Raw genomic sequence first — 26,925 nt, forward strand, 5'->3', positions numbered from 1 at the left:
AATATGATTTCTTTTACATATCATCTAGGTCAAAAATACAGAAAATAGTAAATATTAAAGGTATATTTCTAATGTTTACCAAAGAATAATCTATGTTGCTTACTACTTATATTTTATCTTAAATAAAATAGCAAAAGTTTATGGATAATGAATACACCATTCCTCTTATATACTCTCTAAAGACAAACCATATCCTCTATACGGAAACAGCGCTAATTTTTTACTTCTACTATATTATCTATGTAGAAAAGGGGAAAAACTCCCCCCTATTTTTTCTTAATCATCACCTAATGCCGCTAATAACTCCGCTTGGCGTTCAGCAATCAACGCATTGGTCAGCTCATCTAAAGAACCATCCATAATTTGTTGTAATTTATAGAGTGTTAGATTAATACGATGATCCGTTACGCGCCCTTGAGGATAGTTATAAGTACGGATACGTTCAGATCGATCCCCTGTTCCTACTAAACTCTTACGCTCAGCAGCTTCTTTTGCCTGTTGCTCTTGACGTTGAATATCATTAATTCTCGCTGCCAATACACTCATAGCACGTGCTTTATTTTTGTGTTGAGAGCGATCATCTTGACACTCTGCCACAATACCTGTTGGGATATGGGTAATACGCACTGCAGAATCTGTTTTATTAATATGCTGACCACCTGCACCACTAGCACGGAAGGTATCAATACGCAAATCAGCAGGATTTAATACAACCTCTGCTAACTCATCCGCCTCTGGCAATACGGCTACTGTACAAGCAGAAGTATGTACTCGCCCTTGCGATTCTGTTTCAGGAACACGTTGAACACGGTGCGCTCCTGACTCATATTTGAGGCGACCATACACCCCCTCTCCCTCGATACGTGCGATTATTTCTCGATATCCCCCTAGTTCAGAAGGGTTCTCACTCATAATTTCAACGCGCCAACCTTGTTGTTCCGCATAGCGACTATACATACGGAAAAGATCTCCCGTAAAAATAGCACTTTCATCACCGCCTGTTCCTGCACGAATCTCAAGGAATACACTTCGTCCATCATCAGGATCTTTAGGTAATAACTCAACTTGTAATTGTGCTTCTAATGCCTCAATATGTTGCTTGGCATTCTTCATTTCCTCTTCACCCATTTCTTTCATATCGGGATCAGACATCATTTCAATGGCTGTTGCCAAATCACCCTCTGTACGGACATAATCTTTGAATAAGCTAACAACAGGCTCAATCTCACTTCGCTCTCGTGATAATTTACGAAAACGATCCATATCTTGAACAGTATCAGGTTCTGCCAAAATAGCATCCACTTCAATAAGACGCTGGCTCAATTGTTCTAAGCGAGAACGCATAGATGCTTTCATAATAGTAATCTCAACTTATAAAATAATTTGTACTTAAAATAATAAAGGTACGCTTAAAGCGTTTCTGACAAGGAAGAATAGCAAGGCTAATGCTCAGAAGAAGTATTTTCTGGCATTTGAAAAGGGAAAAGCTTAGGCAATACGCCTAATAACTGAGCTCTCTCATCTTGCTCACTACGGTTAAGAACCTGCATGGGGGCATGCATATATTTTTGTGTCAATGCTTTTGCTAAACGCTCTAATGCCTCTTCTGGACTAACCCCTTTGGCTAATAATTTACGCACTTTTTCAAGTTCAATCTCTGCTACAGAATGGGCGGCTTGATTAAGCCCTTGGATCACAGGAACTACTTGACGGTTATGTACCCAATGCATAAAACTTTGTACACGACTATCAATAATCGCTTCTGCCTGAATTACAGCGGCTTGACGGGCATCATTACCCATCTGCACCACACGTCCCAAATCATCTACCGTATAAAGATACACTTCATCAATAGACGCGACTTCAGGTTCAATATCACGAGGGACAGCTAAATCAACCATCACCATAGGACTAAAGCGTCTTTGACGAATGGTTTTTTGAATCATCCCTAGACCCAAAATAGGTAAAGCAGATGCCGTACAGGAGACCACAATATCATATTCATGTAGCACATTAGGTAAATCGGCTAAACGCATTGTTTTAGCATCAAAGCGAGCCGCTAAGGCCTCTCCTTTTTCAAGCGTACGGTTAGCAATCATCATGGATTTAGGATTTTGTGCCGAGAAATGCGTTGCACAAAGCTCAATCATTTCACCCGCCCCAACAAATAAGATTTTGGTTTGACTTAAATCACCAAATACTCGCTCTGCTAAACGCACTGCAGCTGCTGCCATAGAAACAGATTGTGCCCCAATGGCTGTTTGAGTACGAACCTCTTTTGCAACTGAAAAGGTTTTTTGGAAAAGCTGATTTAGCATAGTACCTAATGCACCTGCTTCATTTGCTGTGCGTACCGCTGTTTTCATTTGACCTAAAATTTGTGCTTCACCTAGCACCATAGAATCTAAGCCTGAAGCCACACGGAATGCATGGCGAACCGCCTCTTCTTGATTATATTGATAAAGATGAGGTTTGATCAGGGTAGAATCTAGCGAATTAAAATCTGCCATCCATGTAGGAATATGTTCAGCAATCTCTGGTTTTCCTGCGACATAAATCTCTGTACGATTACAGGTTGATAAGATAGTGGCTTCTCTTAGAGAAGATCCAAACGCAGAACGCAACGCATCTAAAGCAGGACGAATTAAATCGCCAGACATAGACACTCGCTCACGCACTGAAACAGGTGCGGAGTGATGATTTAAACCAAAAGTTAATACATCTGTTGTCATAGATTACGCATTGAGAAACTGAAAATATAAGCGACATATATTATGCCAGTAGTATTATACTCTTTTGGCGATACCTTTTTGTATCAAATAAACAACACTTTTAATAAAAAATACTCATAATATCAATAGCAAGATATACAAAACAACATTTTTAAAAGAAAAAACTACACTTATTCTTATTTTTAGGTTAATATATCAATCTTTAGAGGCCAGGTAGCTCAGTCGGTAGAGCAGAGGATTGAAAATCCTTGTGTCGGCGGTTCGATTCCGCCCCAGGCCACCAGATTTAAACCCCGTAGAGCTAGTATTTACGGGGTTTTTGCTTAATATCGCCTTTTTTATAATTTCTCCCCAAAACACTAAAATATTAGACAGTGTCTAATATACAGTACTGGATAAAAGGGTAATTAAAATTGTAAGTGGTCAGTTTTATTATCCAATACACGCATCATGATTACCCCACCAGTAATTTTAAGTTTATACCTTAAAAACACTATAAAAATTATATGTTAACCATATGTCTTTAATGGTAATAAATGCTTTTCTAACGATATATCTTGATAATAGTTATCTCTATTAAAAGCATCACTACTAGCCTGTTGCAATCTATTTTTATCTTCTTGTGTTAGTAAGGCAAAGTCTCCACCTTCAAAGTAGCTTATTGTTTTTAGTGCAAGTTGTGGTGAGAATTCAGGTTTATACATTTTTGTCGCAATAGATAACGCTAAATCAATATCTACACCATATTTAAGCATAGCTGATATATCTTGATAGTCTTTGACTTCAACCCGTTGCATCACTGTCTTAAGTTTTGTGGCTAATAAATCTTCTAAATGGGCTATGTATAATACCCCATCTTCCGTTTGAAGAGGATCATTAAAACGTCCATTCGTAATTGCACCAAAGAAAGAAATTTTAACAAAGTCCTCTTTAATAGGCACAATAACACTTAATGAATCTACTTCATCTTGAATCACTGTTGCAAAAGACATAAAAGAAAACTCATTAAAAATACGCTTTTTATCTAATGGTAACTCTGTAAAAAAATCAAAATCCACTGACTGCCTATGTCCTAGCTGTAAAGCAACCGCTGTACCACCATACAAGACAAAGCCTAATGATTTACTGGGAGCCAAGTCATTCCACAGGAATTTTTGAGCGAAAGGTAAAATATCAAAATGAGGTTTAAAGTACATTTGGCAAATTCCTTTTAGGCAATGGTGGAACATTAAATATATTTTGCTGTTGTTCTTCATCCGTACGACAAATAATATGCCAGAAGTTCCATGATTTAGGAGTAAACCACCCTGCTATTGCATGATCTAATACGTCTTTAAATACGCCTTTTCCCACACTTTTATACAATAACTGTGTATCTTCTGCTGTTCCCAATTCCATCACTTGAGCAATTACTCTATATGGATTTTTAACCGCCTCATCTGGTGTTTGCCACCAGATATAAGTTTTACTTAATTGCTTAATAATAGCTAACTGCGAATTAGATAAAGGTAACATTAAAATAAATATCCTTTAGTAATATTTTCCATTTACTTCTTAGCTAAAATGGCATGCCCTCTCTTATCTTTCTGTTTATTACACAATATTGGTGATGCATTTTGTTATTGCCTTGCTCTAAATTCATCTAGGGATTCACTCCGAATATGATTAGGAAGTGGTCTATGAAACTTAACTTCTTCATCAGTAATAAAATAAGGTTTATCTGTCATGACATTCTCCTAAATCAAACAGTTTCTGGTTGGCATTCCCTTTTGTGCTATTCATATTAGCTATCTATTATCCCAATTATAATAGATGACCATACTTGGTATCTTACCATTTATTGATTTTACTATTACCTCTTCAAAATTTTATACAATACTAAAACGCATTGAATAAAGGCAATCGGTTATAGTATAGTCATGATGCGCGATTAAATCGCTCTTTTTAACTGCTATTGCTTATAAGGTTCAATTCAAATTGTCTTCTCGCATCACTATTCTATTGGCTATTCTGGCGACAGGTATTCTAGCTGGTTTAGGAGCAGCCGCTTTAACATGGCTCATTCATGGTATTGAATACTTAGCTTTTGGACAGAGCGAGGCAACAAAACGAATCATTACCGCAGGAACATCACCCAAAAGACGAATTATCGCCATGTTTATTGGCTCTATTATCGTTGCCTTAGGTTGGTATTATCTTTCATATAAAGAAAGAAATATTATTCATATCCATACTGTAGTAGAAGGTACTCACCAACAACACCCTGCTTTCTTTCCTAGTGTATTACATACCGTACTCCAAATCATTGCTGTTGGCTGTGGTGCCCCTATTGGTCGAGAAGCCGCCCCTCGTGAATTGGGTGCATTATTTGCTGAACGAATAAGTCATTATTTACACATAGATCCCGTTACTCGAAAAACAATTATTGCAAGTGGTGCTGCCGCTGGTCTCGCCGCTGTTTATCAAGTACCTTTTGCTGGCGTACTGTTTACACTTGAAATTTTACTAGGGGTTTTCTCTATTACCAATGCCTGTATTGCCATTGCTATTTCTGTTTTAGCCGTTTTTGTGGCACAAATAGGTGTCAATGCAGAAACCTTTTATCTTGTAACTCAAATTGAGGGAGATATTTATACAACATTAATTGCTGCTGTAGTAGGTGCAATCATTGGAATTCCTGCTACTTACTTTAGTCTTGCTATTCAACAAGCAGAAAAACAGCGTATAAAAGGAAAAAAGATTCTCTGGACACTTCCCCTTGCCTTTTTAATAACAGGGATATTAGCTATCTATTTCCCCCAAATTCTCGGTAATGGTCGCTCTGCGGCACAAATAGCTTTTTGGGGAAGTTCGCTCTGGCTATGTATTGGTTTACTTATCAGTAAAGCACTAGTGGTTTGGCTCACCTTAAAATCAGGTGCTTATGGCGGAACACTCACACCTAGTGTTGCGTTAGGTGCTTTATCAGGCTTGCTAATTGGTCTTCTATTACAAACTTACTACCCCAGTATTGATTTAACCGCTATGTCACTTGCTGGTGCCGTTGCTTTCCTAGCCGTAAGTATGCGCGCCCCTCTTACCGCTTTTGCGCTGATTATTGGCTTTACTGGACAAGAATTTGATGCCTACCTTCCCCTATTAGCCGCAGTCACTTGTGCAATGGGTACATCCTCTTTTATCAACTACTCAAAACCTTTAAGTGATAAACCATAACGCGTATAATAATGCACCAAGATAAAACTCACTATACTCACTACAATACCAATAATACCTAGGGTTATAACATAACCTGTATCTACCGCACTCGTGATAAACATTCCTATAGAACCTAGAGCTACATAAATAAAACTAATCATCGAGGCGGAAGCTCCTGCATTCATCTCTGGTTGTCCTAATAGCACATCCGTTGCAAAAGACCGCATAAAACTATTACTTAATGCCACAGGAGCAAAGCAAATTAAAAATAAAAGAGGAGAATACTGCCCTATTGTTGCCGTTAAAATACTCGCAGTAAAAATGATAAACAAAGCAGATCGTAAAATAACCGAGGGTTTATAACGTTTCTTTATAATCAAATAAGTTTTAGGGCCAAGTACCAACAGCATAGAATTAGCGGCAAAATAAAAACTAAAACTTGTTTCACTCAGACTAAACCAAGCAATATAGATATAGGAGCTGATTGCCAAATACCCCATAAAAATTACTGAGGTCATCGCTGTTGAAAAAAGAAAAAGCATAAAGCTCTTATTTTTAATAACCTCTTTTAACGAAAGAATAGACTGAAAAACACCCACCTTTAATCGTCGCTCTACTGATAGCGTTTCTTGAAAGAAAATAGCCAAAAGTAAACTTATTATCGCTACAAATGCCAAAACAATAAAACTCGCATGCCAAGAAAAATACTTAATTAACTGAGCACCCAGCACAGGCGCAATTGTAGGCCCTAATACGGTAAACATCTGCAAGGTAGCAATTGTTCTTGTACGTTCTTCATCAGAAAAACTATCCTTAATAATCGCCATAGGGACTGATACCATACCACCAGCACCAAAAGCCTGAGCAATACGAAAAACAATAAATAACTCAATATTAGGTGTAAACACAATACCTAAAGAACTAATAATATACACCCCTAACCCTATCAATAAAATAGGTTTTCGACCAAATTTATCACTTAATGTCCCCATTAATAGCATACCAATTGCCATAAAAAGCGAAAAACCAATTAAGGTAAAACTCAACATATGGGGTGTTGTTTGCAAATCTTTTAAAATCAAAGGAAATGCAGCCAAGTACATATCAATTGAAAAAGGGCCTGTTAAGCCCAAAAGGATAAGTAGAAGAAATAAGCCTTTCTTTTTTAAGACTATTTGTATTGTTTGCATGGTTAATCTATTGAATGCTTATGACAAAAATATGTTGAATTTAAAATAGCCATTATTATATCGTTTGAACACTATTATCGAATAGAGTAACCCTTTTATTAAAACCTTAATTTTAAGGTTAAAGTAAAAAAATGAACCATCTACCCCTCTAATTACCCTCCATACACAAGCACCATAAAATATCCCTAATAGATACTTATCTATTAGGGATACCTTTTAATTAAAAAATATTTTTAAAAAAGAACTTTATTTATGTGTCAAAATCTGATCATTCGCCGCTTTATTTAAACTGCGTGTAATCCACCATTGTTGAATAATCGATAAAATATTATTGACAACCCAGTAAAGCACTAAACCTGCAGGGAACATAAACATCATCGCACCAAACACTAATGGCATAATCATCATGATACGCGCCTGCATAGGATCAGGTGGTGTTGGGTTTAACTTCATCTGCAAGAACATTGTTGCCATCATAATTAACGGCAGAATAAAGTACGGGTCAGCTGCTGAAAGATCCGTAATCCACCCTAACCATGGAGCACCACGCATTTCAACACTTGCTAATAGCACACGGTATAACGTTAAGAATACAGGGATTTGTAATAAAATAGGTAAGCACCCACCAAGCGGATTAATTTTCTCGGTACGGTACATTTCCATCATGGCTGCATTCAATTTTTGGCGATCATCACCATATTGCTCACGTAATGCCTGAATACGAGGCGATACATTTTTCATTTTCGCCATTGAACGGTAACTAGCCGCTGATAAGGGATAAAGTAATAGCTTGATAATAATTGTCAATACAACAATCGTCCAACCCCAGTTACCAATCCAGCTATATAACCAACTCATTAGTTTAAACATGGGTTTGGCAATAAGGGTAAGCCAACCATAATCCACGACTAAATCTAACGTAGGATCAATGGCTGCTAAGGCTTTTTGATCTTGAGGCCCTACCCATAATGTTGCTTTAGAGATTGTTGATTGACCTGGCGATAAAGTTCCTAATGCCTCAACAGTGCTAATAGCATAGACATCTTTACCTGCTTTACGCAGTTGAATAGAACGCTCTTTTCCTTGCTCTGGAATCCATGCTGTTACAAAAAAGTGTTGAATAAAACTAATCCAACCATCAGAAGCCGTTTTAATATACTCAGCCGAATTCTTATCAATCTCTTCAAAAGTTACTTTCTGAAAACGCTCTGCATCCGAATAAACTGCCCAACCTGTATAGGTAGGAGCCATTGAAATACCTCCTGCAGGCTCATGATTATCACGGGTAATTTGCAAATAGAGTGAAGGACTTTGTGATTCGGTACTGATATTTTTGACATCATCTTTCACATCAATACGGTAATTGCCTTTATGTAAGGTATAGGTACGTGTTAGCTCAATACCATCAGATTCGGCACGAAAGACTACATCAAGCGTATCACCACTTAATACTTTTTCAGAAGAAACGAATGTAAAAGGCGTATCTTGTTTAGGATAGGATTTTTGTACATTCGCTGCAGCAATTAAACCACTTTGTACCGTGTAAGTAAATTGCTCATTATCCAAAAGTACAGTCGCTTTTGTCTTATCTTCAGTATCATAATGCTTAATTAATTCTGCATGTACTAATTGCGCACCCAACGTATCAAAAGTTAGCTTAAACACATCAGTGGTAATCACTACCTTTTCTGAAGGAGCTGTCGTCGTATTTGTTGCAACCACATCCGAAACAGAAGCTGGTACATTATGCTGTACAGGTGTGGTAGTATTTGCTTGTACAGGCTGTTGAGGCGCATTGTACATTTGCCAATTACTCCAGACCATAAAGGACGAGAAAATAAAAATCATCCACAGGATGGCACGTTTAATATCCATTGTAACTATTCTTATAAAATCAGTTGTAAAGCCATAAGTTTACCTTAGAAAGCTTATGCAAAACAGCACTTTAAGGTTTTTTTATCACATCAGGTACTGGGTCATGCCCCCCTTTACACCAAGGATTGCATCGACAAATACGATGAGCACCCAAATAAACACCTTTAAAAGGACCATGCTTTTGAATGGCTTCTATAGTGTAAGCCGAACAAGTTGGCGTAAACCGGCAGCTTCTACCTAACCAAGGGCTTAACACATATTGATAAAATCTTATGGGGGCTATAAAAAGTTTACTCAACATATCTCTTAGCATCATTTTTGCTCCAGCTGTTTCTCAAAAAGCGATATGATTTCAGTACGCACCATTTTCCGTAAAGCTCGCAAAGAACAAGGTTCTATATGACGATGAAGACGGACAACATAATCTTTGGGATAAAGTTGGTGTTGATGTAAACGAAAAACTTCTCTAATAACACGCTTAATTGTGCTTCTCGTTACAGAAAGTGCAGCATTCCGTTTAGCAATAATTATACCTAAACGCGCTCGCTCAACAGAATTAGGGCAATAATGCAAAGTAAACAAAGCCCCTCGAGTTGCGCGTTTATGAGAAAAAACTTGAGCAAATTCAGAGGGGCGATGCAGACGCGCCTCTTTGGGATAGTTGGCGCTAGACATGCTTTATAAACCTAAAGGAAAAACCGATAGGTTTCAAGGACTTAAACAGCTAAGCGTTTACGACCTTTTGCACGACGTGCGTTAATAACAGCACGACCACCACGAGTTTTCATACGAACACGGAAACCGTGAGTGCGTTTACGACGAGTAACTGAAGGTTGGAAAGTACGTTTCATGATAATCCCAAAAAAGCTAATTTTGTTAATTTTAAAATAAGTACCTAGGGTTAAAAGTACTTAACGAAATAAGAGTATGAGAAATAGATTTTCTAATGAACTATTTCAATGAGCCATATTTATGTAAATTATACCTAATTTAATAACAGCTTAATATCTGACTAAATACTGTATCTTCTGAAAGGTTATTACATGATTCATTAGGACTCTCTTGGTTGTAAATACATTTTGTAAAACAACCAAAACACCAAATTTTATTTTGGCAAGCCATACATTTCACCAAAAATTTTCAATTTAGTCAATAGGTGTTTGATTTTATGCTAAAAATTTCTTCAAAAGTGTCTTTTTTAGGATCGAAACACCAAAAAAAGACTGTGCATAACTTTGAATAAGTAATAAATGCTGTGGAAAAACCGCACAAAAAACACCTGAATATTAAACATAAAAAACCAAAAATAGGTTAAAATAGACGATTAAATATACTTTCCCTGAAAACTATGGGCAAGCGTTAATTTGATAATTTTTTTACACCTCCTTAGCGCTTTCTACATAGTAGGAAAATCACAGAAAATGATTGAATTTTGGCAACAATGTACTAATCACCTCTCAAAAGGTTTACCCCCCACACAAATTAAACAGTGGATATTACCTTTGGTACCATTAGGGTTTAATGAAGAGGAAACAGAATTTCATATTTCAGCACCAAGCCGTCTTAAACAGAAATGGGCTCAGCAGTATTACGCTCCTGTCATACAGCAGTTTATTAAAGATAATTTTAATCATGATGCTAGAGTCGTTGTGTTAATTAATGCACCCGAAGCAGCAGATATCGCAAAAACCATTACCGATAGCAAAGAGGCATCTGAGGAAAACACAATATCTACTGTCGCCACAGAGCAAGTATCTTCCAGTCAAACGCCAAAAACGACTCTAGATGTTGTAGAAACGTCAATAGCACCTGTTGAGCAAGTATATACTACTAAAGACTCTTCCCTCATTGCTCAGCCTAATCATATTGAGCTTATCGAAGGAATTGAGGTTGAAATTGATGAAAGTGGTATAGAAGAACCTATTGAACAAAATTTTTCTCAGCAAATAAGCACCCATTCCCCAAAACAGCATTCGGGTAAGGGTAAGCATCAACCTGATACCAAAGTAGATTTTATCTACAAAGGTATCTTAGATGTTCCTGCTTCACTTAAAAGCGTGTATGATGCGACTCGACTGAATCCTAACCATACCTTTGCTAATTTAGTCGTAGGGCATTCTAATGAGTTAGCACACGCTACAGCAGCTAACGTTGTAACGCATATTGGTCAAATGGGCTATAATCCTCTATTCCTCTATGGTAGTACAGGTTTAGGTAAAACGCACTTAATGCACGCCATTGGCAATGAAATTTTTCAGAAAAAAGAATTACGAAAAATACGCTACATCCACGCCAATGATTATTACCTTGATGTCGTTAGGTCTGTCAAAGGGGGTGGGCTGTTTGAATATAATACGCAGATTATGCAAGAATACCAAAATCTTGACTTACTGCTTATTGATGATATTCAGTTCTTTCAAAATAAAAAATCCACACAAGAACAATTTTTCCATCTGTTTGATCTAATGGTTAGCAAAAACAAACAGGTGGTCATTAGTTCAGATACCTATCCCAAAGAATTGGCAGATATTGATGCACGCTTAATTTCACGCTTTAGCTCGGGTTTAACCATTCAGATTGAACCCCCTGAGCTAGAGATGCGTGTGGCTATTTTGATGCGAAAAGCAGAAAACCATCCTATTATTCGCCTAACCGATGAAGCCGCTTTCTTTATTGCGAAACATATCCGTAGTAATATTCGTGAATTAGAAGGTGGTTTACAGCGTGTTATTGCGACAGCTACCTTTAAGAAAGAACATGAAATCACGGTTGATTTATGTAAAGAGGTTTTAAAAGATGTTCTTCGTGTGTCTAATGGTTTACTCACGGTAGAGAATATTCAAAAAACTGTCGCTGATTTCTATAAAATACGCGTAGCGGATATGTACTCTAAAACGCGAAAAGCCAATATTGTTCGCGCTCGTCATATCGCTATGTATCTAGCCAAAGAATTAACCCGTAAAAGCCTACCCGATTTAGGGGAAGCTTTTGGGGGTCGTGATCATTCAACAGTGCATCATGCTGTTGAAAAAATCACAGAGCATCGTGCAAATGATCGAGAGCTCAATCATGATTTGCATGTTTTAGAACAAACGTTAAAAGGATAATTTATGCAATTATTCCAAGCCAGTACAGATGCACTCTTAAAACCACTTCTTACCGTGGTTGGTATTGTTGAACGTAAAACAACAATGCCGATACTTTCTCATGTTTTATTGAGAAAACAAGGTGACAAAATGGCTTTTGTTGCCAATGATATGCTGATCCAGATTACCACACATGCTAATTTTGGCGTGGGTGATGATGTGGAAGCAGTCACCGTTTCTGCTCGTAAACTGCAAGATATTTTACGTGCTTTGCCACCAGCTGGACAAGTCAGTGCCAATGTCATTGATCAAAAAATGACATTACAATGCTCAGGTAGTCGTTTTTCACTACAAACATTGCCTGGTAAAGATTTTCCTTCTTTGGCAGAACCTGAACAATGGAATCATGAATTTACCATGAGTCAAGGGCAATTACGCCGTCTCTTTAATATGATTCATTATGCCATGGCGCAACAAGATATTCGCTATTACCTCAATGGTATGTTGTTGGTATTAGAGCCGGGCTTAATTCATACAGTCGCAACCGATGGTCACCGCTTAGCCCATACCGCAGAAGTGGTTGAGCAAGTCAATAGCGAGGCGAGTGTCATCATTCCTCGTAAGACAGTGGATCAGATGATGCGTCTATTAGATGATAGCGATCAAGAGGTGGCTATTAGTATTGCAGATGCACAAATCCGTTTCCGTTTTGGTGATGTTGAGCTGATTTCTAAACTAGTTGAAGGTAAATTCCCAGACTATAAGCGTGTTATTCCTACCGATTATGAGTTACACCTTCAAATTAACCGTGAAGAATTACTTCGCAACCTACAACGTGCCGCTATTTTAGTCACTGAAGATAAATTACACAGTATCAAACTCCATTTTGGTGAGAATCTGCTTCGCATTTCTTCATCTAACTTAGAGCAAGAAGAATCCAAAATGGAACTTACTCTTGATTATCAAGGCACACCATTTGATATTGGCTTTAATGCAACCTATCTTTTAGATGTACTCAATATGGCAAAAACCGAAAGCGTTATTATTTCACTCAAAGGAGAATCTAATTCTTCTGTGGTGATTTCATTACCTAATAATGAACATTTCCGCTATGTGGTCATGCCATTACGCATTTAAATAATTTATATTTAAAATAAACCTCCACTAGCGATATACCTAGTGGAGCAATCCATTCATTACTAAAAAGCTTACTCATTATGACCGATTCAATAAATACCACTAATAATTATGGCGCCGATTCCATCAAAATGCTGAAAGGATTGGAAGCTGTTCGTAAACGTCCAGGTATGTACATTGGTGATACCTCAGATGGAACAGGCTTACATCATATGGTTTTTGAGGTTGTCGATAACGCCATTGACGAAGCATTAGCAGGGTACTGTGATGATATTGTTGTCACTATTCATGCCGATAACTCTATCTCTGTTACCGATAATGGACGTGGTATTCCTACCGATATTCATAAAGATGACGAATATGGTCGCAGTGCAGCTGAAATTGTCATGACAGAACTACACGCTGGTGGTAAATTTGACCAAAACTCTTATAAAGTATCAGGTGGTTTACATGGTGTTGGGGTATCATGTGTTAATGCCCTCTCTGAATGGTTACGTCTAACAATTTACCGTAATGGTCAAGTGCATCAAATGGAGTTTAACCGAGGTGAACGTGTTGAACCTCTCAAAGTAGTAGGCTCTACCGATAAGCATGGTACACGTGTACAATACCTTGCCGATCTTGAAATTTTCGGAAAAGTTGAATATTCCTATGAAATCTTTGCAAAACGACTAAGAGAATTATCTTTCCTTAATAATGGCGTAGGCATTCGTTTAGTGGATGAACGCCAAGGCAAAGAAGAAAACTTTTCATTCTCTGGGGGTGTTAAGGGCTTTGTAGAGTATATTAACCGTAGCAAAACCGTTTTACACCAAAATATCTTTTATGTTTCTAATACATCAAGTGCAAGCGGTACTGAAGTCGGTGTAGATGTTGCTATGCAATGGAATGATAGTTATGGTGAACAAGTCCTTTGCTTTACCAATAATATTCCTCAGCGTGATGGCGGTACTCACCTAACTGGTTTACGCGCTGCCATGACACGCGTTATCAATAAATATATTGCCGATAATGAGTTAGCTAAAAAAGCAAAGGTAGAAACGACAGGTGATGATATGCGAGAAGGTCTTAGCTGCGTATTATCTGTCAAAGTACCAGAACCCAAATTTAGTAGTCAAACCAAGGATAAATTGGTTTCTAGCGAAGTCCGCGCACCCGTTGAAGAGGTCGTTGCCAATGCCCTAGAAACATGGTTACTAGAAAACCCCAATGATGCAAAAAGTATCTGCGGTAAGATTGTAGAAGCCGCTCGCGCTCGCGAAGCTGCTCGTAAAGCCAGAGAACAAACTCGCCGTAAAGGTATTCTTGAAGGTGCAGGCTTACCCGGTAAACTTGCTGACTGCCAAGAACGAGACCCGGCTAAATGTGAACTCTATATTGTCGAGGGTGATTCAGCGGGCGGTTCTGCTAAACAAGGTCGTAATCGTAAATTCCAAGCTATCTTACCGCTTAGAGGTAAAGTCCTTAATGTTGAAAAAGCACGTTTTGATAAGCTCTTAGCCAGTGAAGCAATTACTACCCTTATCACCGCATTAGGTACAAGTATTGGGCAAGAATTTAACCTTGAAAAGTTACGTTATCACCGCATTATTATCATGACCGACGCGGACGTGGACGGTGCGCATATTCGTACCCTATTACTCACACTTTTATATCGTCAGATGCCTAAACTCGTGGAAGAAGGTCATGTCTATATTGCCCAACCTCCTCTTTATAAGGTTAAGGTTAAAGGAAGTAAACTAGAGCGTTATCTCAAAGATGAAGCCGAAGAAGCTGTCTTTATGGAAGAAATTGCCTTAAAAGAAGCTGGTATTAAACAAGGTGATCGTATTATTGAAAATGAAGAGTTAAAACAATACTTTGATTTATACCTCTCAGCCGACAAAGTGATTAAACGTTTATCCCGTGTAATGGATGAAAAAACACTAACAGCTATCAGTGAGGGTATCCTTATTGATATTTCATCTGAAAGTGCTGCACAAGCAAGTGCTAAAGCATTACAAGATACACTATTTGATGTTCTCAATCCTCATGCAGTTACCGTAAGTGCTGAATTTGAAGAAGAGTCTAATAGTTACCGTCTAGTTGTTCGCCGTATTCATCATGGCAATGTACGTTTAACCTTATTAAATCAAGAGTTCCTCAATAGTGCAGATTATCGAACACTTGCTCGAGCAGCAGAAACTTTTGATGGCTTGATTAAAGAAAATGCAGTTGTTTTCCGTGGTAAAACCGATAAACCCGATTCACAACCCGTCAATAACTTCCGTGATGCGGTTATTTGGTTAAGAAAACAAGCCGAATCTGCCGTAAGTAAACAACGCTATAAAGGTCTTGGTGAGATGAATGCCGAACAATTATGGGAAACTACCATGGATCCTAGTGTTCGCCGTTTATTACGCGTACGTATTGAAGATGCTATCGCAGCGGATCAAATTTTTGAAACCCTTATGGGTGACAAAGTTGAACCTCGCCGTGAGTTTATTGAAAATAATGCTTTATCGGTAAACGATTTAGATATTTAATACTTGTTATCTAGCATTTTTACTTCACTCAGTTGTTGCATTTTCTGCAATAACTGAGTTTTTTATGCACACTATTTTGTTTACCATTTTATACCGTATTAGAACTATCTATTTTTTTCTTATTGCATATCCATCAATTAGTTTAAGCATAAATCATTTATATAAAATTTTTAATAAAAACAATTAATTAGAAATAATATTTCGATTAGAAAAAATAATTAAATCAGAAAAATATATACCTTATTAGTACCTTTTCTACAACAAACTATCCTTAGAAACAAATTATTTTTCTTTTATATTGCCTTATTATTTTAATCTTAAAATGCTTTATTAAAGCCAATGACAGGCATTTTTGGCATAGTTAATTTATCATTATTCACACCAAAAACACTATATATTGTGCATTGACACCATTAAAAAATCTATATATAGTACATATAGCTTTCTCAGCAATATAGTTATAGGAGGTAATGATATGATGAGTACGCTCTCTGTTATTAAACGTGATGGGTCTCGTGTTGTATTTAATTTTGATCGTATTTTAGATGCCATAAAAAAAGCAGCACAAGCCATAGCACTTAAAGATGAAACCTTTTGCCAAAAAATAGCGGGACAAATTTCGCATGAAATTTTAGCCTCTGATCAACAAGAAATAGATATTCACCAAATCCAACAAACCGTTGAAAATCATTTAATGGCAAGTCAATATCCACAAATTGCACGTGCCTATATTGAATATCGTCATGACCGTGATTTAGCCCGTGAAAAACGTAGCCAATTAACAAAAGAAATTAAGGGTTTAATTGAGCAAAGTGATGTACAAATACTGAATGAAAATGCCAATAAAGATGCGAAAGTCATTCCTACACAACGTGATTTACTCGCAGGGATTGTCGCTAAGCACTACGCAAAACGTTATATCCTCCCTCGTGATATTGTACAAGCCCATGAAAAAGGTGAAATTCATTATCATGATTTAGATTATGCCCCATTCTTCCCTATGTTTAATTGTATGTTGGTTGATCTTAAAGGAATGCTGACACAAGGGTTCAAAATGGGTAATGCAGATATTGAGCCACCCAAATCTATCAATACGGCTACTGCCGTTACTGCCCAAATTATTGCACAAGTGGCTAGCCATATTTACGGCGGAACAACGATTAACCGTATTGATGAAGTACTCGCCCCTTATGTACAACTTACCTATGATAAACATCTGAAAAATGCACAACAATGGCAAATTGCCGATAAAGAAGGCTATGCTAAAGCCCTTACAGAAAAAGACTGCTATGATGCGTTTCAATCATTGGAATATGAAGTCAATACATTACATACCGCCAATGGACAAACTCCATTTGTTACCTTTGGGTTTGGTTTAGGTACAAGCTGGCAAGCTCGCTTAATTCAACAATCGATTTTACGCAATCGTATTGCTGGTTTAGGTAAAAACCATAAAACTCCCGTTTTCCCTAAACTTGTCTTTACACAAAAAAGAGGGGTTAATCTTGATCCACAAGACCCTAATTATGATATTAAACAACTGGCATTAGAGTGTGCTAGCAAACGGATGTATCCTGATATTCTGAATTATGATCAAGTGGTTAAAGTCACAGGGTCTTTTAAAGCCCCTATGGGTTGCCGTAGCTTCTTAGGAGCATACCAAGAAAATGATCAAGAAATCCATGATGGTCGTAATAATTTAGGGGTTGTTAGTATCAATTTACCACGCATTGCTTTAGAAGCTAACGGAGATGAAACGCGTTTTTATCAATTGCTTGATGAACGTTTGGCACTTGTTAAAAAAGCGTTACTCACTCGTATTGCTCGTCTTGAACAAACCAAAGCACGCGTTGCCCCTATTCTTTATATGGACGGTGCTTGCGGTGTACGTCTAAAGGCAGATGATAATATCGCTCAGATTTTCAAAAATGGACGTGCTTCTATCTCTCTTGGTTATATTGGTATTCATGAAACCATTAATGCCTTATACCGTCAAGGACATATTTTTGATGACGATACCTTACGCGAAAAAGGTCGTCAGATTGTTGAATACTTACATAAAACGGCTAAAAAATGGCGTGAAGAAACAGGTTATGCGTTTAGCTTATATTCCACCCCTAGTGAGAACCTTTGCGATCGCTTCTGCCGCTTAGATAGCAAACAATTTGGCAGTATCGAAGGCGTTACAGATAAAGGTTACTACACAAATAGCTTCCACCTTGATGTTGAGAAAAAAGTCAATCCATTTGATAAGCTGGATTTTGAAATGGTTTACCCTCCTTTAGCCAATGGTGGTTTTATTTGCTACGGTGAATATCCTAATATTCAGCATAATCTGAAAGCATTGGAAGATGTATGGGATTATAGCTATGAGCGTGTACCTTATTACGGTACAAATACCCCCATTGATGAATGCTATGAATGTGGATTTACAGGTGAATTTGAATGCACCAGCAAAGGCTTTACTTGCCCCAAATGTGGTAATCACGATAGTAGCAAAGTATCTGTTACACGCCGTGTTTGCGGTTATCTTGGCAGCCCTGATACTCGCCCCTTTAATGCGGGTAAGCAGGAAGAAGTCAAGCGCCGTGTTAAGCATTTATAAACGTAAAATACCCCATTTTATGCATTTAAAAAATGGGGTGACATGCTCCATTTTTTAACTTAGGTATTCTAAAAAATATCCTATCATTTTTAATAGTATTAAGAGAAAATGAATTATTTACAATATTATCCCGTGGATATTGTAAACGGTGAAGGTACTCGTTGCACACTTTTTGTAAGTGGTTGCATCCATGCTTGTAAAGGTTGCTACAACAAAAAAAGCTGGTCTTTTAAAGCAGGGGTAGAATTTGATCAAGCAATGGAAGAGCAGATTTTACGCGATTTAAAAGATACTCGTATTAATCGACAAGGTTTAACATTGTCTGGTGGTGATCCCATGCACCCCAAAAATATAGCCACTTTATTACCTTTGGTACAGCGTATCAAACGAGAATGTCCCGATAAAGATATTTGGCTATGGACGGGTTATCGACTATCAGAACTTGATGATTATCAACAGCAAATGTTACCTTATATTGATGTACTGATTGATGGTAAATTTGAACAAGCACTAGCTGATCCTAGCCTAATATGGCGAGGGTCATCTAATCAAGTGGTTCACCGCCTCAAGGTACAAGCAGCTTCCACTCCCTCATAAAAAGCGTGTTTTATTAATGATAAAGGTTAATCTTTCCTTACTGAATGTTTGATAACTCTTCATCGTAAGGTAGTGTAAAGAAAGAGTGTGTGACTATTGATTAACCTTATTATTCTACTATCAATTTTATCATCTAATAATCACTCTACTAACAGGATAATAGGAGTGAGGTGAGGAGACTTGGGATTGTATGACAATATCGTACAATCCCTTTTTTTATAAAGGTGTGTTTGTTATTGGATAATATGAAAAGCGATATTAAAAATTATGATAACTTACCTACTTATAAAGCCTGTTTAATCAAACTCATAATATATTCCAGATAATGCGTATCTTTTACAATTAGCTGATAATCACCATTACCATGATGCCCTATCTGTGATACATCTTTAGCTAAACCTTTAGGATCATCTAGTTGACCTTTACTCATATTAATCCATATTTTTATACTTCTTTGCTGAATAGCAAAATCAACAATATTTTTATTCTTCTTAAAAGCAATATAAACCTTTTTAGCAGTAACTTCTATATCAGAATCCAATCTTAAAATCGCTTGTTTAAAATCTTCATATAGCTCTTTTACTTCTTCACTTTTATCTGCCAAGTGATCTTCTTCACTATAGACTTTAATCTCTATTTTTAATTGTTCTAAAGCAGAAGACGGCACTGTCTTTATCTGCTTAATACTAGGAGCAGCTTTAGATTTTTTAAGGGGATTAACGATAAGAACACCATGGTCAAATTGATTCACTTGCCATAGTTCAATAGGTAAGTCTTTAAAGTTTGATGCTTCAATCTGAAAATCTGTAAAAGCTGGTGATACAAAAATTACTTTAGATTGTGACCAGTCCACATCTTCTCGTTTTAAGGTCATCTTCTGTGTTTCATTATATTCTACAATAAAATCCGCTTTATACTCTAGCATTAAGCTCAGATAAGCCATTCCTTGATCAACAACACTTAAATTCTGACTACGTTTATACTCAATAATCACAAAGGTTTTATTCTCCGGGTCAAAAGCTAAGGTATCAATACGATGATTCTTAATCGTAAATTCTGATTTAATCAATTGATATGGTGTTAGTAAACTAAGATGTTCTTCAAAAAGTTTTTGAATATCTTTTTCTAATTTAAAAGGTTTTTCCTTTAAATGAAGTAGTTCTTTTTCTGTCTTCTTCAAAATTAACATCTTTCTCTCACCCCTTTACATAAACAATCATAAGTTTCTACTATACAATATCCCCACCAATACCGCTAAACTTCTCAATAAAAGCCGCAATTTTCTGGAAAACTCTTTGTTTTAAACCAAGGTACTGTGGATTAAGAGGACTCATCTTAGGTAGAATATTGTTTAAATCCGTACCGTTTTCACTCGCATATTCCCGTTTTAAAGAAGTATTAATATAACGTTTAGCCGCCTCTTCATTCAGAGACTCCATATTAATCAACTCTTCTGCTTCACGCTGTTGTTCTACCTGTGCAAAGGTAAAGAAAGACTCAATAATACTTGCCTTATCAGGAATACTATCTAAATCCGTTTGATTGATAAAGTTCACTATTAAGCTTTCTTTTGCTCTGTTACCAAGACTAGCACGAATTGTACGGCGAACCTCTTCGATCACCGCTTCTTTATTTTTCACTTTTTTATGATGATCAAAAATCAGTTCTAAAATATAATCTAAATTAATTTCTTGTGATTTGAGTAAATCAACCTCAAACACCACATCATCCCAATTAATTGTTGATGTCGATTTTTCCTCCCCTTGTTGCTGATGACGTAACCAATCCCGAATATCATTATAAGTTGAGCGATAATCCTGCACATCACGCTCAGTAGGAATAACAGCAACTAACGCTTGCATCTGAGGTAAATCATCATCGCTCACATAATAAGTTGCTTGAAATGCTGCCATTGCCTCTTTATCTTGAGGATCAATTTGCTTTAAGGCTTGTAAGGCAGCAAACTCATCATAGTTTTGTAGGATATTTTCAACCTTGAGATACTCCCCAAATAATTTAGCAAAATCCTTTTTATCTTGCTCCTTAACAATTTCACTCGGGTCTGGAAAACGCTCTTGTAACTCTTTGGCTATCTCTAAGAAACCTCGGCGAGCCTCACCTGCATTGGTATAACCCTCCATATAGTCTTGATAGCTTTTCTCAAGCACAATCTGGCGTGTATTGGCGTCCCCAAAAAGCGTAATAGCATCTACCGTATTTTGCTCTAAATCACGAAATGTAATAATATTCCCAAATGTTTTAGTAGCATTATAAATACGATTTGTGCGTGAATAAGCTTGGATTAACCCATGATAACGTAAGTTTTTATCGACAAATAAGGTATTTAATGACGGTGCATCAAACCCCGTGAGGAACATTCCCACCACAATTAATAAATCCACCTCTTGCGTTTTAACACGCTTCGCTAAATCACGATAATAATTCTGGAAAGATTGACTGTCCACACTGTAGTTAGTGGCAAAATAGGCGTTATAGTCATTCATCGCTCTCGTCAAAAATTCCTTTGCACTCAGTTGCATTGCCGATACATCAAAGCCTTCATCGGGAATATCCCCTACCGCCTCTTGTTCTTCATTTGCTGCGAAGGAGAAAATTGTTGCTATTTTTAAAGGTTTTGCAGTATCTTTTTGTAAACGCATTAGCGTTTCATAATAAAGTTTTGCTGCATCAACACTACTTACCGCAAGCATCGCATTAAAGCCCTTGCCTACTGCATTAAGACGGTGAGTTTTCTGGTTAAAATGCGTGAGAATATAGGTTGAAATTTCCTCAATCCGTTTAGGGTGTAAGAAAGCCTGTTTTTGCTCAAGAGCGGTCAGTTTTTCATTATCTTTTTCCGTTTCTATCGCTTTAAATTGAGGGCGAACATCATTGTAATCCACCTTAAATTTCAGCACTTTTTCATCACGAATGGCATCGGTGATAATGTATGAATGTAATTGAATCCCAAAAACACTCTGTGTGGTTTCTGCCCCTAAGGCATTCTCAGGAAATATTGGTGTTCCCGTAAAACCAAATTGATAAAATTTTTTAAATTTACGTTGAAGATTCTTTTGTGCCTCACCGAATTGCGAACGATGACATTCATCAAAAATAAAGACGACTTGCTTTTGATAAATGGGTAAATGCTCCTCTGATTTCATTAAATTATTCAGTTTTTGAATCGTGGTAACGATAATCTTATTATCTTCTTTTTCAAGATTACGCTTTAGCCCTGCGGTACTGTCCGAACCGTTGACACTATCAGGGGAAAACCGCTGATATTCTTTCATTGTTTGATAATCTAAGTCCTTACGATCCACCACAAAAAAGACCTTATCAATAAAATCAAGGGCTGTCGCTAATCGAGCAGCTTTAAAACTAGTCAATGTTTTACCAGAACCTGTCGTATGCCAGATATAGCCACCACTCTCTTTATGACTCCAATTCTTACTTTGATAAGAACTCTTTATCTTCCAAAGAATACGTTCTGTTGCAGCAATCTGATAGGGACGCATAATCAGTAAGGTATCACTCGTATCAAATACGCAATAGTGGATTAAAATATTCAGTAAGGTGTTTTTCTGTAAAAAGGTCGCTGTAAAATCCTTTAAATCTTTAATAGTGATATTTTTTGCCGTTGCCCAATTCATGGTGAAATCGTAGCTATTTTTATCACGCTTGGTGGTATTAGCAAAATAGCGCGTATCCGTACCATTTGAAATCACAAAAATCTGTAGATATTTAAAGAGTGAATTATCTTTATTAAAACTTTCTTTACTGTAGCGGTGAATCTGATTAAATGCCTCTCGAATGGCGACACCTCTTTTTTTCAACTCTACCTGCACTAAAGGAAGCCCATTTACTAAAATCGTCACATCATAACGATTGATAGATGATCCTGTTTGCTCAAACTGATTAATTACTTGTACACGATTACGGGTAATATTTTGCTTATCCAGTAGATAAATATTCTGAATACGCCCATTGTCAAACACAAAATCATAAATATAATCATCATGAATTTTACGGGTTTTATCAATCAGGCTATCACTGGACTTATCCAGATACTCCTCTAAAAAACGTTTCCACTCTGCATCTGAGAACGCTACTTGATTCAACGTTTGTAGTTGTGTGCGTAGATTAGCAAGTAATTGCGTATGATTGGTTATCTTAGGCAAATACTCATACCCCTGTTGTTGTAAATCCTCGATAAATTCACATTCTAAACTTGCCTCTGTTTGATAACCCGCATTGGGTTCTTTTAATAATTTTTCGTATTTATCTAAGACGATAAAATGGTTGGTTTCGGCAATAGAGGTGTATTGAATCATGATGGTTTCCTGTAATCAGTTATCTATTCAATTTTTATAGTGTTTAATAAAGTATTACGTTATTGTAATAGTTGTTGTCTTAATATACCTGAATAAATCCATAAAGAAGTGTATTTTTTGTAAACATAGTGGGGACAATGTTTTCTAAAATTCTTTGCTTGACATATTTTGTCTTTATCGAGTACTATCGTAAGCAATAATTCCCCTAACTTTGCCTCTTCTACGTGAGGTGGAATTACAGTTAGGGGCTATCTATTTAGGTTGCCATAAACCCATTTTTCTTTCTATACCTCCAAACACTATATAGTCTATTGAGGAAAACGTAATAACTGCTCACGATAGTATTCATACTGCTGACGTCTTAGCATAATTTCTTTTGGTAAACCCTCTGTAATAGAGTTGGTAAAAGTTTCAAATTTATCAAGAATATCCACAATTAATTGTTGGGTTTCAAACGAGGGAATTGGGATAGGTAAAGCTTTGATAATATCAGAATTCAGATTACTCACTGAACCACTATTGATTTTCCCTTCCCAATATTTTTTGACTTTATCTGATGAAAGATAATGATATAAGTAATCAGAATTAAGATAATTAGCAAAATCACTAATTGACGCCCATCCATCATGAATTGCACCATCTATACCTAAAATATAGGGTCTCCCATAACTCATTGAGTTAGAAATAATAAAATCTCCTCTTTTCAATAATCTAGATTTATTAGCTCCCTTTAATGTAATTCTCTGCTCTGTTTTAGAAACATATTTAGAATTTGGCATAGTATCTCCTATTTTAATCCACGGAATACCACTCATCAAATCTTCTGTAATATATTGTGAAATAGGTCGAGGAGACGCCCCTCTCTGAATTTTTGCAACCTCTCCCAAAGTCTTAAAAACCACCTCAAAACGGTTGATTTGCAAGGTTTTGAAGATTGGATTAGTCTCGTACCCCCCCTATCAGAAATATTATCAAAGGTCAATAGCTGATTACGGTAATATTCATATTGTTTAGTCCTCAAAGCTAATTCAGCTTCCAGCTCAGTGAATTTGTCAAGTACTTTTACAATTTTTTGTTGTATTTCTAACGGTGGAATGGGAATTATTAATTTAGCAAGATCTTTAGGATAAACATGAGGAACACCAGATCCTTTTTTTAGACCATAAATTTTTTGTTGATTTTGTAATAAAAAATAATATACATACTTTAAATCTAAAATACTATCTTCTGATTTAATTGAAAACGCATCACCTACAAAAATAGGTTTATCCCAAAACATTATAAATCCTGCATACGCACCACTACCTGCAACTGTTATTGTTCTTCCTTTCCTATTACTTTCATTATGATAGTACGCAGGTTTTTGTCCTCCACTAATTACTGGAATATTACCATCTTTCACATTCTTAGCAGTAATGGACTGCCCCCTTTTCATTTCGACAACATCACCCAATTCTTTCCATTCAACCTTAGCCCCATCCAATAATTTCTCTAAAAAAGTGCGGTCATTTTTCATCTCATTTTCCTATTTATCTTTCTACATAAAGATTTACTTTACCCAAATCTTTTTCCTTGCTTAGCCTATATTAAATCTTGCTTATTTTACCCTAAAACTTGCTTAATCAATTTTAACCCTTTATTTTCAATAGGTTATAAAAATACTTTTTCCTTGCTTAGCCTGTATTAAATCTTGCTTATTTTACCCTAAAACTTGCTTAACCGACTTTAATTCTTTATTTTCAATGAGTTATAAAATATCTTTTTCCTTGCTTAGCAAGTATCAAATCTTGCTTATTTTGCTTAATATCTCCCCCTTAAAGATGGTGCTTTGCTGATGTCGACGACATCAATGTCGTCGACATATAGTAACTTAATGTTTTTTAAGGATTTTCCTCTTAAAATACGATAACCATTTTTTATTAATTCTTCTCCTTTTGATTCAATATAGCGATCAACCGTACGCTCATCAATATCCAAAATCTGAGCAACTTGAGCCTTGGTAAAAACCGTTTCTCCTTCAAATTGAATGCCACCTAACTGTAAATGCTCCTCAAGTTTACTGATAGCATAAGTATTATTTAAGATATTATTTCTCGCCACTAAAGAGGTTGTTAATTTATCCATCATACCCCCTCAATTTCCGCCACAATCTTATCAATTTCAGTACGTAGGTAATCAATCTTAGCAACAGTCTCTTTAATCTGTGCATTAAGGACAGTAATATCAATTACCTCTCGGTTATCTTTTTGTTCAACATAGGTACTAACCGCAAGGTTGTAGTCATTTTCAGCAATTTGGGTATTTTCAATAGATATACTCAGATGAGGAACATCTTTTTTATCACCAAATAGGCGAATAATTTGTTCTATATGCTCATCAGTAAGGACATTATTATTCGTTTCTTTTTTAAATAATCCTGTTGCATCAATAAACTGTGTTTTATTCTCTACTTTATTTTTAGAGAGAATAAGAATGTTCACCGCAATAGTTGTTCCATAGAATAGATTAGGGGCAAGAGCAATCACGGTTTCTACATAGTTATTATCAACCAAGTATTGACGGATTTTCTGCTCTGCACCGCCTCGGTAGAAAATCCCCGGGAAAGTAACAATTGCAGCTTTTCCTTTAGGGGATAAATAGCTTAATGCGTGTAGGATAAAGGCAAAATCTGCTTTAGATTTTGGGGCAAGTACACCCGCAGGGGCAAATCGTTCATCATTAATCAATGTAGGATCATCTGAACCAATCCATTTCACTGAATAAGGCGGATTAGACACAATGGCATCAAAAGGCTGTTAAAAACTCAAGCGTTGTTTACACTATTTGCAAAATAAATTTCTAAATATTCGTAAGGTGTCAGTGTCCGTTTATGACCAAGTTGATCTTGGTAAACAAGAGCACTATGTGGTTTTACGGTGTTGTAGAAATTAATAAATCGGGTAAGCTCCTGTTTTCTATGCTGGCTATCGGTAAATTCATGTTTATCATGCCACATTTGCATCAAGGTTCTAATTACCCGTTCTGCTTTTCCATTGGTTTTAGGATTGGCGACTTTAGTAAATTTTTGATTGATATGATGTTGATAACAAGCTTTACCAAACTCATGTTCTTTTGTTCCTTTATATTCTGTTCCATTATCTGAGTAAATAACCTCTATGGTATAAGGACAAGGGTCTATCAGATGTTGGGTTAAGAACGTAGCTGCGCTAAAGGCGGTTTTATCTGGCATAATAGCCGCATATAATTCACGCGAGTAATCATCGATAGCCACAAACAGATATTCCCTTTGACTTTGCGTGTGTTGTCCTTTCAGTAAAGGCAAGCGTTTTGTATCGACATGAACCATTTCGCCAGGATAGGATTTATTATAGCGTTTAGCTTGTTTCTTTAATCGTTCTTGGATGGACTTTTCTACTTTAGCTAAGCGCTTAATCCCAAATTTAGCCTGTCTAAACCGATTATTGATACTGGTCTGAGGTTTTAATAATCGACCACGAGCGAGTTTGAGTATCTTATAGATAGTGGGGCGAGAAACCTTGTATTCTTTCGCTAAAGAAGTGACATTTTGTTTGTTTTGAGTATAGGCTAGCCAAATCTCTTCTCTTTGGCGAGGTAATAAGCGAGTGTTTTTGTGTATATTCATCGTACT

At 36.6% G+C, this 26,925-nt stretch carries 22 protein-coding genes and 1 tRNA gene; 7 read left to right on the forward strand and 16 right to left on the reverse strand.

From position 1 onward, the window contains the following. Positions 1–276: 276 nt before the first annotated feature. Together prfA and hemA are read right to left on the reverse strand one after the other, a co-directional pair. Positions 277–1,356 (reverse strand): peptide chain release factor 1, encoded by a 1,080-nt coding sequence (gene prfA, locus F9B76_RS06100; protein WP_159991312.1) that lies wholly within the window; start codon positions 1,354–1,356, stop codon positions 277–279. Between the two features lie 86 nt (positions 1,357–1,442). Beyond that, entirely contained in the window at positions 1,443–2,732 is a 1,290-nt protein-coding gene (gene hemA / locus F9B76_RS06105; protein ID WP_159991313.1) for a glutamyl-tRNA reductase, read from the reverse strand. A 207-nt stretch (positions 2,733–2,939) separates the two neighbouring features. On the opposite strand from hemA, the gene F9B76_RS06110 reads away from it, so the two are divergent. Further along, positions 2,940–3,015, forward strand: a tRNA-Phe gene (locus tag F9B76_RS06110). Between the two features lie 226 nt (positions 3,016–3,241). Here F9B76_RS06110 and F9B76_RS06115 read toward each other — a convergent pair. Together F9B76_RS06115 and F9B76_RS06120 are read right to left on the reverse strand one after the other, a co-directional pair. Beyond that, positions 3,242–3,928, reverse strand: coding sequence for a nucleotidyl transferase AbiEii/AbiGii toxin family protein (locus F9B76_RS06115; RefSeq protein ID WP_159991314.1), 687 nt, complete (start codon positions 3,926–3,928; stop codon positions 3,242–3,244). Then, positions 3,918–4,247: a hypothetical protein gene (locus F9B76_RS06120; RefSeq protein ID WP_159991315.1), complete on the reverse strand. Its 330-nt coding sequence runs from the start codon at positions 4,245–4,247 to the stop codon at positions 3,918–3,920. Before F9B76_RS06120 ends, F9B76_RS06115 begins: the two co-directional genes overlap by 11 nt. A 462-nt stretch (positions 4,248–4,709) precedes the next feature. Here F9B76_RS06120 and F9B76_RS06125 point away from each other — a divergent pair, with 462 nt between their 5' ends. Continuing rightward, positions 4,710–5,945, forward strand: a complete 1,236-nt coding sequence (locus F9B76_RS06125) for a chloride channel protein (protein WP_159991316.1) — start codon at positions 4,710–4,712, stop codon at positions 5,943–5,945. Here the strand turns inward: F9B76_RS06125 and F9B76_RS06130 are convergent. From F9B76_RS06130 to rpmH, 5 genes are all read right to left on the reverse strand, one after another. Further along, positions 5,915–7,117: a Bcr/CflA family efflux MFS transporter gene (locus F9B76_RS06130; protein WP_159991317.1), complete on the reverse strand. Its 1,203-nt coding sequence runs from the start codon at positions 7,115–7,117 to the stop codon at positions 5,915–5,917. The genes F9B76_RS06125 and F9B76_RS06130 overlap by 31 nt on opposite strands. Before the next feature lie 246 nt (positions 7,118–7,363). Beyond that, a complete protein-coding gene (gene yidC / locus F9B76_RS06135; protein WP_159991318.1) occupies positions 7,364–8,992 on the reverse strand; it encodes a membrane protein insertase YidC in 1,629 nt (542 codons plus the stop codon). Positions 8,993–9,062: 70 nt separating this feature from the next. Further along, on the reverse strand, positions 9,063–9,293 hold the full coding sequence (gene yidD / locus F9B76_RS06140) for a membrane protein insertion efficiency factor YidD (RefSeq protein WP_163764055.1): 231 nt from the start codon (positions 9,291–9,293) through the stop codon (positions 9,063–9,065). Positions 9,294–9,304: 11 nt separating this feature from the next. Continuing rightward, a complete protein-coding gene (gene rnpA, locus F9B76_RS06145; RefSeq protein ID WP_159991319.1) occupies positions 9,305–9,667 on the reverse strand; it encodes a ribonuclease P protein component in 363 nt (120 codons plus the stop codon). A 41-nt stretch (positions 9,668–9,708) separates the two neighbouring features. Beyond that, the gene (gene rpmH / locus F9B76_RS06150) at positions 9,709–9,843 is read right to left on the reverse strand and encodes a 50S ribosomal protein L34 (RefSeq protein ID WP_023951589.1); all 135 of its coding nucleotides are present in this window, start codon (positions 9,841–9,843) and stop codon (positions 9,709–9,711) included. Between the two features lie 570 nt (positions 9,844–10,413). On the opposite strand from rpmH, the gene dnaA reads away from it, so the two are divergent. The 5 genes from dnaA (at position 10,414) to nrdG (ending at position 18,942) form a co-directional block, all read left to right on the forward strand. Then, positions 10,414–12,099, forward strand: coding sequence for a chromosomal replication initiator protein DnaA (gene dnaA / locus F9B76_RS06155; protein ID WP_159991320.1), 1,686 nt, complete (start codon positions 10,414–10,416; stop codon positions 12,097–12,099). 3 nt (positions 12,100–12,102) lie between these two features. Beyond that, complete coding sequence (gene dnaN, locus F9B76_RS06160; RefSeq protein ID WP_159991321.1) at positions 12,103–13,215, forward strand: DNA polymerase III subunit beta; 1,113 nt, start codon at positions 12,103–12,105, stop codon at positions 13,213–13,215. Positions 13,216–13,295: 80 nt separating this feature from the next. Then, on the forward strand, positions 13,296–15,740 hold the full coding sequence (gyrB, locus tag F9B76_RS06165) for a DNA topoisomerase (ATP-hydrolyzing) subunit B (RefSeq protein ID WP_159991322.1): 2,445 nt from the start codon (positions 13,296–13,298) through the stop codon (positions 15,738–15,740). A 475-nt stretch (positions 15,741–16,215) separates the two neighbouring features. Further along, on the forward strand, positions 16,216–18,345 hold the full coding sequence (gene nrdD, locus F9B76_RS06170) for an anaerobic ribonucleoside-triphosphate reductase (protein ID WP_201289285.1): 2,130 nt from the start codon (positions 16,216–16,218) through the stop codon (positions 18,343–18,345). A gap of 108 nt (positions 18,346–18,453) precedes the next feature. Beyond that, a complete protein-coding gene (gene nrdG, locus F9B76_RS06175) occupies positions 18,454–18,942 on the forward strand; it encodes an anaerobic ribonucleoside-triphosphate reductase-activating protein (protein ID WP_159991323.1) in 489 nt (162 codons plus the stop codon). Between the two features lie 283 nt (positions 18,943–19,225). On the opposite strand, the gene F9B76_RS06180 is transcribed toward nrdG, so the two are convergent. The 7 genes from F9B76_RS06180 to F9B76_RS06210 all read right to left on the reverse strand — a co-directional run bounded on the left by F9B76_RS06180 (position 19,226) and on the right by F9B76_RS06210 (position 26,919). Beyond that, positions 19,226–20,131: an endonuclease NucS domain-containing protein gene (locus F9B76_RS06180; protein WP_159991324.1), complete on the reverse strand. Its 906-nt coding sequence runs from the start codon at positions 20,129–20,131 to the stop codon at positions 19,226–19,228. Between the two features lie 40 nt (positions 20,132–20,171). Next, a complete protein-coding gene (locus F9B76_RS06185; RefSeq protein ID WP_159991325.1) occupies positions 20,172–23,276 on the reverse strand; it encodes a type I restriction endonuclease subunit R in 3,105 nt (1,034 codons plus the stop codon). A 308-nt stretch (positions 23,277–23,584) separates the two neighbouring features. Continuing rightward, entirely contained in the window at positions 23,585–24,178 is a 594-nt protein-coding gene (locus tag F9B76_RS06190) for a restriction endonuclease subunit S (RefSeq protein ID WP_243140617.1), read from the reverse strand. Beyond that, positions 24,091–24,792 carry a restriction endonuclease subunit S gene (locus F9B76_RS10360; protein WP_159991326.1) on the reverse strand — a complete coding sequence of 234 codons (702 nt, stop codon included), beginning with the start codon at positions 24,790–24,792 and terminating at the stop codon, positions 24,091–24,093. The genes F9B76_RS06190 and F9B76_RS10360 overlap by 88 nt, the downstream gene beginning before the upstream one ends. A gap of 284 nt (positions 24,793–25,076) precedes the next feature. After that, on the reverse strand, positions 25,077–25,403 hold the full coding sequence (locus F9B76_RS06200) for a hypothetical protein (RefSeq protein WP_201289286.1): 327 nt from the start codon (positions 25,401–25,403) through the stop codon (positions 25,077–25,079). Next, a complete protein-coding gene (locus F9B76_RS06205; protein ID WP_243140618.1) occupies positions 25,400–26,053 on the reverse strand; it encodes a type I restriction-modification system subunit M in 654 nt (217 codons plus the stop codon). The genes F9B76_RS06200 and F9B76_RS06205 overlap by 4 nt, the downstream gene beginning before the upstream one ends. 26 nt (positions 26,054–26,079) lie before the next feature. Beyond that, entirely contained in the window at positions 26,080–26,919 is an 840-nt protein-coding gene (locus F9B76_RS06210) for an integrase core domain-containing protein (protein WP_159990754.1), read from the reverse strand. Positions 26,920–26,925 lie beyond the last annotated feature (6 nt).

This window comes from Pelistega ratti (genome assembly GCF_009833965.1).
GTDB classification, from domain to species: domain Bacteria; phylum Pseudomonadota; class Gammaproteobacteria; order Burkholderiales; family Burkholderiaceae_B; genus Taylorella; species Taylorella ratti.

What these genes read in the sequence shown, in the direction of transcription:
- F9B76_RS06210 (WP_159990754.1), bottom strand. Translation starts at nt 26,919, where the DNA reads ATGAATATACACAAAAACACTCGCTTATTACCTCGCCAAAGAGAAGAG.
- yidD (WP_163764055.1), bottom strand. Translation starts at nt 9,293, where the DNA reads ATGTTGAGTAAACTTTTTATAGCCCCCATAAGATTTTATCAATATGTG.
- dnaA (WP_159991320.1), top strand. Translation starts at nt 10,414, where the DNA reads ATGATTGAATTTTGGCAACAATGTACTAATCACCTCTCAAAAGGTTTA.
- F9B76_RS06115 (WP_159991314.1), bottom strand. Translation starts at nt 3,928, where the DNA reads ATGTACTTTAAACCTCATTTTGATATTTTACCTTTCGCTCAAAAATTC.
- rnpA (WP_159991319.1), bottom strand. Translation starts at nt 9,667, where the DNA reads ATGTCTAGCGCCAACTATCCCAAAGAGGCGCGTCTGCATCGCCCCTCT.
- F9B76_RS10360 (WP_159991326.1), bottom strand. Translation starts at nt 24,792, where the DNA reads ATGAAAAATGACCGCACTTTTTTAGAGAAATTATTGGATGGGGCTAAG.
- rpmH (WP_023951589.1), bottom strand. Translation starts at nt 9,843, where the DNA reads ATGAAACGTACTTTCCAACCTTCAGTTACTCGTCGTAAACGCACTCAC.
- F9B76_RS06185 (WP_159991325.1), bottom strand. Translation starts at nt 23,276, where the DNA reads ATGATTCAATACACCTCTATTGCCGAAACCAACCATTTTATCGTCTTA.
- F9B76_RS06120 (WP_159991315.1), bottom strand. Translation starts at nt 4,247, where the DNA reads ATGTTACCTTTATCTAATTCGCAGTTAGCTATTATTAAGCAATTAAGT.
- F9B76_RS06200 (WP_201289286.1), bottom strand. Translation starts at nt 25,403, where the DNA reads ATGATGGATAAATTAACAACCTCTTTAGTGGCGAGAAATAATATCTTA.
- dnaN (WP_159991321.1), top strand. Translation starts at nt 12,103, where the DNA reads ATGCAATTATTCCAAGCCAGTACAGATGCACTCTTAAAACCACTTCTT.
- hemA (WP_159991313.1), bottom strand. Translation starts at nt 2,732, where the DNA reads ATGACAACAGATGTATTAACTTTTGGTTTAAATCATCACTCCGCACCT.
- nrdG (WP_159991323.1), top strand. Translation starts at nt 18,454, where the DNA reads ATGAATTATTTACAATATTATCCCGTGGATATTGTAAACGGTGAAGGT.
- F9B76_RS06180 (WP_159991324.1), bottom strand. Translation starts at nt 20,131, where the DNA reads ATGTTAATTTTGAAGAAGACAGAAAAAGAACTACTTCATTTAAAGGAA.
- yidC (WP_159991318.1), bottom strand. Translation starts at nt 8,992, where the DNA reads ATGGATATTAAACGTGCCATCCTGTGGATGATTTTTATTTTCTCGTCC.
- prfA (WP_159991312.1), bottom strand. Translation starts at nt 1,356, where the DNA reads ATGAAAGCATCTATGCGTTCTCGCTTAGAACAATTGAGCCAGCGTCTT.
- gyrB (WP_159991322.1), top strand. Translation starts at nt 13,296, where the DNA reads ATGACCGATTCAATAAATACCACTAATAATTATGGCGCCGATTCCATC.
- nrdD (WP_201289285.1), top strand. Translation starts at nt 16,216, where the DNA reads ATGATGAGTACGCTCTCTGTTATTAAACGTGATGGGTCTCGTGTTGTA.
- F9B76_RS06130 (WP_159991317.1), bottom strand. Translation starts at nt 7,117, where the DNA reads ATGCAAACAATACAAATAGTCTTAAAAAAGAAAGGCTTATTTCTTCTA.